This is a genomic window from Rudaea sp. (genome assembly GCF_036560865.1).
Classification (GTDB): domain Bacteria; phylum Pseudomonadota; class Gammaproteobacteria; order Xanthomonadales; family Rhodanobacteraceae; genus Rudaea.
In genome coordinates this window covers 1-12147 of record NZ_DATBQK010000142.1, presented here as the reverse complement: position 1 = coordinate 12147, position 12147 = coordinate 1, and the positions used below count along the sequence as shown (strand labels likewise).

Sequence of the window (12147 nt, the reverse complement as noted above, 5' to 3'; positions counted from 1 at the left end):
GAGCACTACCGCAAGCAATTGCCTGCGGTGAACGCGGGCTTGAATCCGCGCTATGCCGACATGCCGTATCGCACGCTGTTCGCCTTCGTGCGCGTGCGCCTGCGCGCGACGGCGGAAGAAAAAAGTTCCGCTTACGCCGGCGCCGACGAACTGCTCGCCGACCTCGACCTGATCGCGAACAGTCTGCGCGCGAACAAGGGCCGCAACGCCGGCTGGTTCGCCGTGTGCCGTCTGCTCTGGCGCGTGCGCACGTTCGGCTTCCATCTCGCGCGGCTCGATGTGCGCCAGGATTCACGCGTGCATGCGCAGGCGCTGGGCGTGGCGCTCGGCGATGTGGAATGGGAAACCCGCGCCGCCGCCGCGCAGGCGCAGACGCTCGAAAGCTACGCGCTCGGCGAGAGCGAACTGCCGGAACCCGCGGACGCGACCGGCGAAATGCTCGATGCGGTATTCGATCAGCTCGCCTATGCGCGCGACGCGTACGGCACACAGGCGATCGGCCTCTACATCATCAGCATGGCGCGCAGCGCAGCGGATGTATTGGCCGTGCTCGCGCTGGCGCGGCGCGCGCAGTTCGTCGACGACGACGGTCATGTGCCGCTCGATATCGCGCCGCTGTTCGAAACCGTGGACGATCTGCGCCATGCCCCGGCGACGATCTCCGCGTTGTTCGCCGATCCGGTTTACCGGGCGCACCTCGCCGCGCGCGCCGATCGCCAGACCGTGATGCTCGGTTATTCGGATTCGAGCAAGGACGGCGGCATCGTCGCCTCGCGCTGGGCGCTGCAGAATGCACAAGTGGAATTGTTGAAAATTGCACAAAGTGTGGGTGTATCGATCGCGTTCTTTCATGGTCGTGGCGGTTCGATCAGCCGCGGCGGCGGCAAGACCACGCGCGCGGTGATCGCGTCGCCGCGCGGTTCGGTCAACGGGCGCCTGCGCGTGACCGAGCAGGGCGAGGTGATCCACCGCAAGTTCGGCATCCGTGCGCTGGCGCTGCGCTCGCTCGAGCAGACCGTCGGTGCCGTGCTGTGGGCGAGCCTGCGCCCGCGCCCGCCCGAACCGCGCGAGGCGCAATGGCGGCTGGCGGTCGATGCGGCGGCAAAACACGGCGCCGTCGCCTATCGTGCGCTGATCAATGCCGACGGCTTCATGGACTATTTCCGCGCGGCGACGCCGATCGATGTGATCGAGCGCATGACACTGGGCTCGCGCCCGTCGCGGCGCGGTTCGGGCAGCATCGACAATCTGCGCGCGATTCCGTGGGTGTTCGCATGGACGCAGAATCGCGCCGGCATCACCGGCTGGTACGGCGTCGGCACGGCGCTGGAGCAGGCGGCGGCCGAATTCGGTGAAGAGGTGCTGCGCGAGATGGCGCAACACTGGCCGTTTTTTCGCACGATGCTCGACGACGTGGAAATGGTGATGGCGAAATCCGATCTGGCGATCGCCGCGCTGTTCTCGCGTCTGGCCGGTCCGTTGCACGAAAAATTCTTCGCCCTGATCGAAAGCGAATTCGCGCGTGCGGAAACCTGGATCCTGCGTCTGAAAGACACCGACCGCGTGCTCGCCGACGATCCGCGCCTGGCCCTGTCGATCCGCCTGCGCAATCCCTACGTCGATCCGATGAGCCTGATGCAGGTCGATCTGCTCGCGCGCTGGCGCGAGCGCGAGCGCAATGACGAGGCCCTGTTCGCCGCGCTGGTCGCGACGGTCAACGGCATTGCGCAGGGTCTGCAAAACACCGGCTGATCGGGGCGCGCACTAAGCCCTCCCCTTCAAGGGGAGGGTTGGGTGGGGATGGTGTTGAAAGGGACAGTGATGGAACTGCGGGACGACTGTTGCACACACCATCCCCCTCCCAGCCTCCCCCTTGAAGGGGGAGGAGCGAGAGCACGTCGCGTGGGACGCTCAATCGTTCGTACGCAACAACGAGCCGAACGTGAGATACGCCGCGTTGTGACCGCCCTGTGCGTAGCCGTAACCGAGGAAGATCGGCCCGAGAAACGTATCCACGCCGAGAAACACGCTGCCGGCGCCGATCAGACTGCTGCCGATATCGCGGCGCTGATCCCAGAAGCCGCCGGCTTCGACGCTGCCGCCAAGATAGACTGGCACGCTGAACAGCCGATCCACATCGGTCAGGCGTCGATAGTAGACCAGCCGCAGAAGCGCCGTCTGCGTCGCGTAAAGCTGATTTTCGGTGTAGCCGGACAGATTGGCCAGACCGCCCAGCGGGCTGTACGCGGCGATCTGCGTGTCGCGCCCGCTGCCACTCGACGTGCTCACGCTGCCACCCGCGAGCCAGTGATTCGCGCCGTACGACAGCGCCGTGTCCCAGCGCACTTTCAATATGCGCGCGTTGTCGGTCGAGCCCAATTGCGTGAGCAGCGCTTCCCCGGACACGTCCATGCGCGTGCCGCGGGTGGGAAAGCCGGAATTGTCCAGGTCGTCGTAGATCGCGCGCAGCAGGACGGCACCGAAGTCGGCAGACAGATTCGGAATAGCCGGTGAGCCGATGCGCAGATGCGCGGCGTCGTGGCCGTATCCGAGCGCGGACGAAAGCTGCCAGCTCGTATCGGGCGTGTAGCCGAACTCCAGCGCGCCCAGCCCGCGGTTGCGCCGGTACTCGGCGAAATCGATCAGGCCACCCGTGTTGATCGGAAAATCGTAGGCCTTGTATTGCAGATACGGCGCGATGTAGAACTGCCCGGCCCGCCCCAAGGGCTGCAGAAATTCGCTGTACAGCTCGGTCACCTCGCCGAGCTGCACGCGATTGCGGCTTTCGCCGCCGAGACTGTTCAAGCCGGTGAAGTTGGCCTCGGTGAACAGTTGGTAGCTGTTGCGTCCGGCAAAGTTGTCGGCAAGGCGCAGACCCAGGCGCAGAAAATTAGGTCCCCAGCCCTTGTCCACAGGCTGCACGGACAGGCCGGTCTGCCCATCGCGCTGGACCAGATCGTAAGTGATGCGTTCGTAGCTGCCCTCGCCGTAGGCCATGCCGATCTGTTGTTCGAGTTGTTTCGGATCGAAGGGTTTGTCGACCACACTCGACAGGTGTTGTTCGACATATTCGGCGGTGCGGCTGCGCCCGGTCAGCACATCGAGAAACGCGATCAGCGGCGGATCGAAATGGCGCTGCCGGTGACGCGCGGCGAACGTCGCGTAGTCGGCGTCGTCGACCGCGAAGCGGCGCAGCCGCGTGATCTCCTTCTCCGCGGCCTGCTCGCCGAGCGCGATCGCCTGCGGCGCGCGGTCGAATGCGGCGCTGCCCAGATCGCCCAGCTCGGGGACCACCAGCGCGTCGTTCGCGCCGAGCGTGGCGAGCTGTTGGTCGGTCTGCCGCTTCATCATCGCGGTCAGCATCTGGTTGGCGATCGCGAACGGCGAGTTGAGTTGATCTGCGCTCGACAGCGGCTCGCCGACATCGACCACGATCAGGCGCGTGCCGCCGAGCTTGCGTGCCTCTTCGATCGGCACGTTGTCGGTGATGCCGCCGTCGACAAGAAAATGGTTCTGGAAGTGGATCGGCGCAAACGCCGCGGGTACCGACATACTGGCGCGGATCGCCATCGCCAGATCGCCGGCGCCGAAAACCACTTTCTCGCCGCTGCCGATATCGGTCGCGACCGAGCGAAACGGAATTGGCAGATCGTCGAATTTCTGTGTTTGCAACGTCGAGAGCAAAAGCCGGCGCAACAGCAATTGCAGTTTCTGTCCCTGGATCACGCCGCGCGGCAGCGCTATCCTGCCGTCGCGCAAACCCAGCTCGATGCCGCCGAGAAAACGCAGTTCGTCCTCCTTGCGCCGCATCGGCAATTCTTCGCGCGGCGGATCGTCGTTGAACATGTCCTTCCAGTCGATGCCCTTGAGCACCGCCTCGATCTCGTCGGACTTGTAGCCGGCCGCGTAGAGGCCGCCGACGATCGCGCCCATCGACGTGCCGGTGATGCAGTCGATCGGCACATGCTCGCGTTCGAGCACCTTCAGCACGCCGATATGCGCCGCGCCGCGCGCACCGCCGCCGCCGAGCACGAGACAGGTTTTCGGATGCGTGGTCAGCGCCGCCGCATGCGTGGCAACGCAACTGAAAATCACGGCAAACAGGCAGGCGATGGCGCGGGACATGGCGTCGGTCCGAGGCTGAACAGCTGCGGCAAGACTAACGAATTCGTGGCACGGCAAACAGGTCGGCGTGTGCACCCGCGCGAATATGATCGCGATTGCGCACAGACTACTCTTCAGATCGCGCAGTGCGATTGATCCAGCGCGCGGTTTCGCTCAGCCTTCGAGCGCCTGCCAGCGCAGATAGGCGTCGTCGAGTTCGGCCTGCAAGGCGGCGAGGGCCTGATTGGCGACAAGAATCGCCGCGCTGTCCTGGCGGAAAAACGCGGGATCGTGCATGTCCTGCGTGCGGGCGGCGATCTGCGTCTCCAGCGCCTCGATGCGTGCTGGCAATTGCTGGAGCTCGCGCGCGTCCTTGTAGCTGAGTTTGGGTTTTGCCGAAGCCGTTGTTGTTTTTGATTCGTCATTCCGGCGAAAGCCGGAATCCAGTGTCTGCGCTTTCTCGGTTGGCGAAGTAAAAGACACTGGATCCCGGCTTTCGCCGGGATGACGAGCAAAGGTTTGTTTCGACGAACTGGTCGGCCGCTGCCTTACCCAATCGCTATACCCACCTATGTATTCGCCGACGCGACCACCACCTTCGAGCACCAGCGTGCTGGTCACCACGTTGTCGATGAATTCGCGATCGTGCGACACCAGCAGCAAGGTGCCGCGGTAGGCTGCGAGCAATTCTTCGAGCAGTTCCAGCGTCTCGACATCGAGATCGTTAGTCGGCTCGTCCATCACCAGCAGGTTCGACGGCTGCGCAAAAAGTTTTGCCAGCAACAGACGGTTGCGCTCGCCGCCGGACAGACGCGTGATCGGCGCGCGCGCGCGTTCGGGCGAAAACAGGAAATCCTGCAGATAGCCCAGCACGTGCTTGCGGCTGCCGTTGAGTTCGATGTACTCGGTGCCTTGCGCCACGTTGTCGAGCGCATTCAGATCGTCGCGCAGCTGGCTGCGGTGCTGATCGAAGTAGGCGACCTGCAAGCCGGTGCCGAGCAAGATTTCGCCACGTGCGGGAGCCAGCTCGCCGAGCAGCAATTTCAGAAGTGTACTTTTCCCGGAACCGTTCGGACCGATGATGCCGACGCGATCGCCGCGCAGGATCGTCGTCGAGAAATCGCGCAACAGCATGCTCTCGTAGGGTGGGTTAGCGGCGCCAGCCGCGTTACCCACCGCAGCGTCGAGCGATGGCGACTCGTTCCAGGTGTAATCGACGCCGCGTGCTTCAATCACTTTCTTGCCCGAAGCCTGTCCCGTTGCTAGCGTCATCTTCGCATTGCCGCCCAATTCGCGTCGTTGCGCGCGCTCGCGGCGCAGGGCCTTCAGCTCGCGCACGCGGCCCTCGTTGCGCGTGCGCCGCGCCTTGATGCCCTGACGGATCCACACTTCTTCCTGCGCGAGTTTCTTGTCGAACTGTGCAGCCGCCTGCGCCTGCGCATGCAGACGCTCCTCACGGCGGCGCAGATAATTGTCGTAATCGCCCGGCCACGAAGTCACCTGCCCGCGATCGATCTCGACAATCCGCGTTGCGAGTGCGCGCAGAAAGCTGCGATCGTGGGTGACGAACACGATGCTGCCGCTGAAACCGCGCAGAAACTCTTCGAGCCACGCGATCGCGTCGATATCCAGATGATTGGTCGGCTCGTCGAGCAGCAACAGGTCGGGCGCGCGCACCAGCGCCTGCGCGAGCAGCACGCGGCGCTTCATGCCGCCGGACAGCGCGGCGAAGTCCACGTCTTCGGGCAGGTCCAGACGCAGCAACACCTGCTGCACGCGGCGATCCAGATCCCAGCCGTGCTGCGCCTCGATCTTCGTCTGCACCGCGCCGAGTGCGGCCAGATCGCCTGCCTCAGTCAAATGTTTGCCGATCAGATGGTGATATTCGGCAAGCAGCGCACCCAGCTCGCCCAGGCCCAGCGCGACCACGTCGAACACGCTGCCCGCGGTGTCCTGCGGCACTTCCTGCGTGAGCCGCGCGATGCGCACGCCGCCCTGCACGCGCACTTCGCCGTCGTCGGCCTTGATCTCGCCAGCGAGCAGGCGCAGCAGCGTCGACTTGCCCTCGCCGTTGCGCCCGACAACGCACACGCGCTCATTCGCCTCGATCGCGAGATCGACTTTTTCGAGCAGCAGCGGACCGCCGACGCTGTAGTCGACGCGTTGGAGCGCGATCAAAGGCATGCAAGAAACGCCGCTGGCGTGACAATCGACAGCGCAAATCTATCGGCCAATGCCAGCAGGTCTTTGTCGCCGCTGACCAGTACCTTCGCTTTGCCGACGACAGCGAGCTGCAAGAACGGCAAGTCGGACGAGTCGCGGCACTTCGGAACCGCAGGCAGTCTGCCCGGCATGCGCACAACGGACGCGCAAGGCAGATAGTCGGCAAGCAACTCCTGCTGCTCGTTGGCCGTGAGGCGGAACTTTGGATAAGCCAGCACGCGGATAAGCTCCTGCGCTGTGATCGTATTGACTAACGGCACGAACAATCCGTCTTGCCATGCGCCGCGCAGCCGACCGGCGATACCTCCAGCAAACAGCAGTGCCGACAACACAACATTCGTGTCGAGCACCACGCGTGGGGCGTGGCTCATGATTTGCGCTTGCCGGCCTTGTGCGGCTTCTTCGTACGTGCGCTGGAATAGGAGCCGGGCGCCTCCGCTACGCGGCCCCGTGCCCAAGCTACCGCGGCGCCAACGTCGTCTGCTGTCAAGTCCAGACCGGCCAGCTTCGCACGCAACGCGTCACCACGCTGGATACGCACGGGCGTGAGCACGATCGCGCCATCGCAAGTCTGCACGTCGAAGTATTCGGCCGCACCCACCGCGGCGGTTACTGCCTTCGGCAAAGTCAGCTGATTCTTGGCGGTAAGTTTGGCGAGCATAGTCGAAGCACCACAGTAAGGAATCCTTACTTTACACCAAAGATGTTACGGCATCGCAAGCGATCGTCGAGGCGATGAGGTCGGCGGCGCGCGACTGATGGCCAACGATCTTCCAAAACTCGGTGCTGACTTCGAACTGTGGGGACACTGGTGGCTGCCAGAACATGAGTCCAACCAGGTCACCGGATGCCTCTCAAGCCGAGGTGGAAATCTAGAGTTGAAGCTACTCGGCAAGTTCGATGCGATAGACATAAATCGGCGCCACTTATCCGTGCCAATCATTCATGGCGTCGGAGACACCAAGACTTTTACTTTATGGAACGCGATTCAAGGCCAATTTGGGTTCCGCGCACCAGGAACTGTTGAGCAACGGTTCGAAGGTATGAGGGTTCTTACAGGACGATTTCTGCCAGAGAGGTCGAGCGTTCAATTCACGGGGTTGAGTCTTCATGCTGCGAATCTTGGTCCGTGGTCAAATTTGCAACCCGTGGACTCAAGTTTCAGTGCAGAGAATCCCCTCGATTTGTCTTATCGCCTCGTCGCAAATCGATCGCGTGAAATGGCATTGCCAGATTGTGGTCTGGTTCTAACGATAGGGGCCTCCTTTTCAAGTAGAAACGAAGAATTCAGTAGCTATGGATTCAATGTATTTCCTAGTCTCCACGTTGGCTTCCTCGCGCCACAGCTGTTCGAGGGCGTGATGAAGTGGGCAGGATCGTTGCAGAGGATTTTTTCCCTATTGATCGGTACAGAATTAATTGCGGAGAAAGCGTCCGTTGAGATCGATGGCGGTAAGAAGCTCGACAATGTTTTAGGCCTTCTTTTTGAACACGCGCCTCCCGAAAATCAGAAAACTTTGAGTGTGTATGAAGTGCTTGCACCTTTCTCAACCCTTCAAGACAAAGCTCCAAACGTTTTCGCGCGCTGGTTCAGCGAAGAGCCACGAATCAAGGACGCGGTTGATCTATTTCTTGGGACTACCCGGCAACGATCTCTGTCAACGCATATGGAGCTAACGACTTTGGCGCAGGCGCTTGAGACGTTCCATCGAAACGTCCACGGTGGTGGTTACATGACAAGGAAGGAATATCGGCCGATCGAAAAAATGATCATCGACTCGATCCCGCAGAACATGGATGCCGGTATCAGCGATTCGATTAAAGAACGGCTGAGACATGCTTATGAGTTTACTTTCCGTGCGCGGCTCGAAATGCTTTTGACGAAATTCTCCGACGAATTGCTCAAATCGTTGGATGTTGATCGTGGCACTTTCCCAAGCGAGGTATCCAAGGCCCGCAACGAGTTCACCCATTGGGATGCAGAAACGAACGCACCAAGATTGAGCGGTGCGGACCTAAGCAATCTCGTAAGCAAGCTAAAGGCCTTCACTAGGCTTGTGCTCTTGTCGCATCTCGGGGTGCCGCTAGGTTCGGTCGTTCAGCGGATGATCGAAAATAAATATTTATACTTGCCGGAGTGGAAGAAAATAGAACACACATGATGCGAGAAAGTTATACCACCCAATTGCCTTTCGGTGGTATAACTTTCGACAGGTTTTGGACTGCTGCCATGGCGCTCTATCGCGAACTACCAATCGCTGCACACACTGCCTATGCCGAATTATTCGAGATGGCGCAGGCCGCTGAGGCCGCACGCTCGCCGGCATTTGTCACCGGCACGATCGCGCGCAAGACGATCAAGGGCAGTCGCTACGCGTATCTTGCGTTCAAGGAAGTCGACGGCAGCAAGCGTGAGTATTACCTCGGGCCGGACGGGCCGGCGATCGCGGCGATAGAAGCAGCACGCGAGCGCGGGGCGCCGGCGCTGGATGCGGTCGCGCGTCAGGCAGCCGCGGCGGTCGCGCAAGGTTGCATGGTGACGCCGCCGTTGCATTTTCGGATCGTCAAACGTCTGGCGGATTATCAGTTCTTTCGCGCGGGCGGCTTGCTGGTAGGCACGCATGCATTTCTTGCGCTGGGAAATCAGCTTGGCGTCGCCTGGGGCAGCGGTACGCGCACGCTCGATCTCGATTTTGCGCATCACGGGCCGGGCGGAAACGTCGAAGTGGCGTTACCTGCAAATCTGAAGGTCGATACCCACGATGCGCTGCATTCCTTGCAGTTGGGGTTTTTGCCGGCATTCGGCGGAACGAAGGGGTTGGCGGCGCAGTATGCGAGTGCGCGCGAGCCCGGATTGCGCATCGATTTTCTGACCGCAAAACGCCGCAGCGATCAGCCAGTCGCCGCGCCCGATCTCGGCGTCGCGCTGGAGCCGTTGAAGTTCATGGAATATCTGATGGAGCGCCCCGGTCAGTCCGTATTGCTGGATCGTGAGGATGCGGTCGTCGTCAGTTTGCCTGATCCGGCGCGCTACGGCCTGCACAAGCTGCTGGTCGCGTATGAGCGCGGAACCAAAAACCCCAAGCACGACAAAGACATTCTGCAGGCGCTGGCGTTGATCGAGTGGCATCTGGCGCGTGCGCCGCGTGCATTGAAAAACGCGTGGAACGATTTGGTGTCGCGCGGTACGGGGTGGAGCAAGCGCGCATACGCGTCGCTGCAGCGCGCGCCGGTGGGGCAACAGGAATTGGTTGCGCGATTTCTGGATGCGGTAAAGAGCGGGAAATAAAGCGGGCCGCGTGTGTGGCTCGTTTACGTGGAGGTCGAAAAGCGCCCCCATCCGCCTTCGGCACCTTCCCCCGCTGTGCAGGGGAAGGAACGAACTCGTTACTTCAGCTTTGCGTCCGCGCGCAGCACGTCGGCCTTGTCGGTCTTTTCCCACGAGAACGCGGTCGAGGTCTCCGACTTCTTGATCTTCTGACCGTTCTCGATTTCTTCCCAGTGATACGTGTGCTTGTACGGCGCGCGGCCGAAGTGGCCGTAGCTCGCGGTCTGCTGGTACATCGGATGGATCAGATCGAGCATCTGGATGATGCCGTAGGGGCGCAGGTCGAAATGCTTGCGGATCAGCTTTTCGAGCTTGTCGTCGGAAATCTTGCCGGTGCCGAACGTGGTCACCGAGATCGAGGTCGGATGCGCCACGCCGATCGCGTAGCTGACCTGGATTTCGCAGCGGTCGGCCAGACCCGCGGCGACGATGTTCTTGGCGACGTAGCGCGCGGCATACGCGGCCGAGCGGTCGACCTTGGACGGATCCTTGCCCGAGAATGCGCCGCCGCCGTGACGCGCCCAGCCGCCGTAGGTGTCGACGATGATCTTGCGTCCGGTCAGGCCGCAGTCGCCGACCGGGCCGCCGATCTCGAACCTGCCGGTCGGGTTGATGTGGAACTTGGTGCCCTTGTGCAGCCATTTCTTCGGCAGCACGGGGTTGAGGATCTCCTCGCGTACCGCCGCGACGAGGTCCTTCTGCTTGACCGACGGATCATGCTGGGTGGACAGCACCACGGCATCGATCGCCACGGCCTTGCCGTTCTCGTAGCGCAGGGTGACCTGCGACTTCGCGTCCGGGCGCAGCCATTTGAGCTTGCCATTCTTGCGCACCTTGGCCTGCTGTTCGACGAGGCGATGCGAGAAATGGAGCGCGGCCGGCATGTAGTCGGCGGTTTCGTTGGTCGCATAACCGAACATCAGGCCCTGATCTCCCGCGCCCTGCTCCTCGGGATTCTTGCGATCGACGCCCTGATTGATGTTGGGCGACTGCTTGCCGATCAGATTGAGCACGCCGCAAGTGGCGCCGTCGAAGCCGACTTCGGACGAGTTGTAGCCGATGTCGAGAATGACCTTGCGCGTGATCGCTTCCAGATCGATCCACGCGCTGGTGGTGACTTCGCCGGCGACGATCGCCACACCGGTCTTGACCATGGTCTCGCAGGCGACGCGCGCGCGCTTGTCCTGCGCAAGAATCGCGTCGAGCACGGCATCGGAAATCTGGTCGGCAACCTTGTCCGGATGGCCTTCGGACACCGATTCGGAGGTGAACAGCGTGGTCGTCATGGAGATATATATCCTTTAATACGTATAGAAGGATGAAAAGTGGCGCGCATCATACACGCCCATGGGGGATTTTGCAGCCGCGGAGCGCGGCCGGTGTGCGAGTATTCAGTTTGAACGGTCTCGATTCCATTTGGATGGCTAGACGTCCAAGCTCCCTTGATCATCGCACGGGCCCGAGCACCACAATCAGCAGCGTCGCGATCGGGCCAATAAAAAGCGACGCCAGCCACCAGCCGAGGCCCGAGCGGCCCTTGGCTTGTGCCAGCCCCGCGTTGATCAAGGTGAGCGTGCCCCAGCCCACGACAAAATCACCGGTTGGCTGCATCATCACTGTTTCTCTCCGCGTGAAATTCCAGATCGGCCCATTATCGCCGCGCACGCCGATTCCGCAAAACCTGGCGTCCTCGCCGGCTTTCCGCGACGGCGCGACCCCTGACGTGCAAAAATGGCATCGGTACCTTTCGGGAGCGGCCATGGCCAGTGTCAACGTAATCGATCATCCGCTGGTCCAGCACAAGCTGACCCTGATGCGGCGCAAGGAAACCTCGACCGCGAGCTTCCGCCGCCTGCTTTCCGAGATCAGCACCTTGCTCGCCTACGAAGTCACCCGCGACCTGCCGCTGGAAATGATCCCGATCGAGACGCCGCTGGCGAAAATCGATGCGCCCAATCTGTCGAGCAAGAAGCTGTGCCTGATTTCGATCCTGCGCGCCGGCAACGGCCTGCTTGACGGCATGCTTGATCTCATTCCCTCGGCGCGCGTCGGGCACCTCGGGCTGTATCGCGACCCGCACAGCCTGCAGGCGGTCGAGTACTACTGCAAGCTGCCGCTCGATATCGACGAGCGCCTGGCCATCGTGCTTGATCCGATGCTCGCGACCGGCCATTCCGCGGTCGCGGCGCTCAACCGGATCAAGCATTACGGCGCCAGGTCGATCAAGTTTGTCTGCCTGGTCGCCGCGCCGGAAGGCATCAAGACCCTGCAGGATGCGCATCCGGACGTGCCGATCTACACCGCCGCAGTCGACAGCCATCTGAACGAGCACGGCTACATCGTGCCGGGGCTGGGCGATGCGGGCGATCGATTGTTTGGAACGAAGTAGAAGTCGTACTAGAGCATTTTCGGTTGTAGTGGTTACAACTGTGACTTTGCCTTATAGCCCCTCTCCCCTTGCGGGAGAGGGGTTGGGGAGAGGGGTAGCGCCC

General features: G+C 61.8%; 10 protein-coding genes. 4 read left to right on the top strand and 6 right to left on the bottom strand.

What is annotated here, in order from left to right:
• A partial coding sequence (locus VIE67_RS13780) for a phosphoenolpyruvate carboxylase (RefSeq protein WP_332027019.1) occupies positions 1-1752 on the top strand: 1752 nt, incomplete at its 5' end.
• A 159-nt stretch (positions 1753-1911) separates the two neighbouring features.
• Here VIE67_RS13780 and VIE67_RS13775 read toward each other — a convergent pair.
• The 4 genes from VIE67_RS13775 to VIE67_RS13760 form a co-directional block, all read right to left on the bottom strand.
• Positions 1912-4125, bottom strand: a complete 2214-nt coding sequence (locus VIE67_RS13775; RefSeq protein ID WP_332027018.1) for a patatin-like phospholipase family protein — start codon at positions 4123-4125, stop codon at positions 1912-1914.
• A gap of 153 nt (positions 4126-4278) precedes the next feature.
• Positions 4279-6288: a ribosomal protection-like ABC-F family protein gene (gene abc-f / locus VIE67_RS13770; protein ID WP_332027017.1), complete on the bottom strand. Its 2010-nt coding sequence runs from the start codon at positions 6286-6288 to the stop codon at positions 4279-4281.
• A complete protein-coding gene (locus VIE67_RS13765) occupies positions 6279-6680 on the bottom strand; it encodes a putative toxin-antitoxin system toxin component, PIN family (protein WP_332027016.1) in 402 nt (133 codons plus the stop codon). The genes abc-f and VIE67_RS13765 overlap by 10 nt, the downstream gene beginning before the upstream one ends.
• A 14-nt stretch (positions 6681-6694) precedes the next feature.
• Positions 6695-6988: an AbrB/MazE/SpoVT family DNA-binding domain-containing protein gene (locus tag VIE67_RS13760; RefSeq protein WP_332027015.1), complete on the bottom strand. Its 294-nt coding sequence runs from the start codon at positions 6986-6988 to the stop codon at positions 6695-6697.
• A 97-nt stretch (positions 6989-7085) separates the two neighbouring features.
• Here VIE67_RS13760 and VIE67_RS13755 point away from each other — a divergent pair, with 97 nt between their 5' ends.
• A complete protein-coding gene (locus VIE67_RS13755) occupies positions 7086-8489 on the top strand; it encodes a HEPN domain-containing protein (RefSeq protein ID WP_332027014.1) in 1404 nt (467 codons plus the stop codon).
• 68 nt (positions 8490-8557) lie between these two features.
• A complete protein-coding gene (locus VIE67_RS13750) occupies positions 8558-9616 on the top strand; it encodes a GSU2403 family nucleotidyltransferase fold protein (RefSeq protein WP_332027013.1) in 1059 nt (352 codons plus the stop codon).
• A gap of 98 nt (positions 9617-9714) precedes the next feature.
• Here the strand turns inward: VIE67_RS13750 and metK are convergent, their stop codons facing one another.
• Both metK and VIE67_RS13740 read right to left on the bottom strand, forming a co-directional pair.
• Positions 9715-10941, bottom strand: a complete 1227-nt coding sequence (metK, locus tag VIE67_RS13745; protein ID WP_332027012.1) for a methionine adenosyltransferase — start codon at positions 10939-10941, stop codon at positions 9715-9717.
• A 160-nt stretch (positions 10942-11101) separates the two neighbouring features.
• Positions 11102-11272, bottom strand: a complete 171-nt coding sequence (locus tag VIE67_RS13740; RefSeq protein WP_332027020.1) for a hypothetical protein — start codon at positions 11270-11272, stop codon at positions 11102-11104.
• Positions 11273-11414: 142 nt separating this feature from the next.
• On the opposite strand from VIE67_RS13740, the gene upp reads away from it, so the two are divergent.
• Positions 11415-12044, top strand: coding sequence for a uracil phosphoribosyltransferase (gene upp, locus VIE67_RS13735; protein ID WP_332027011.1), 630 nt, complete (start codon positions 11415-11417; stop codon positions 12042-12044).
• Positions 12045-12147 lie beyond the last annotated feature (103 nt).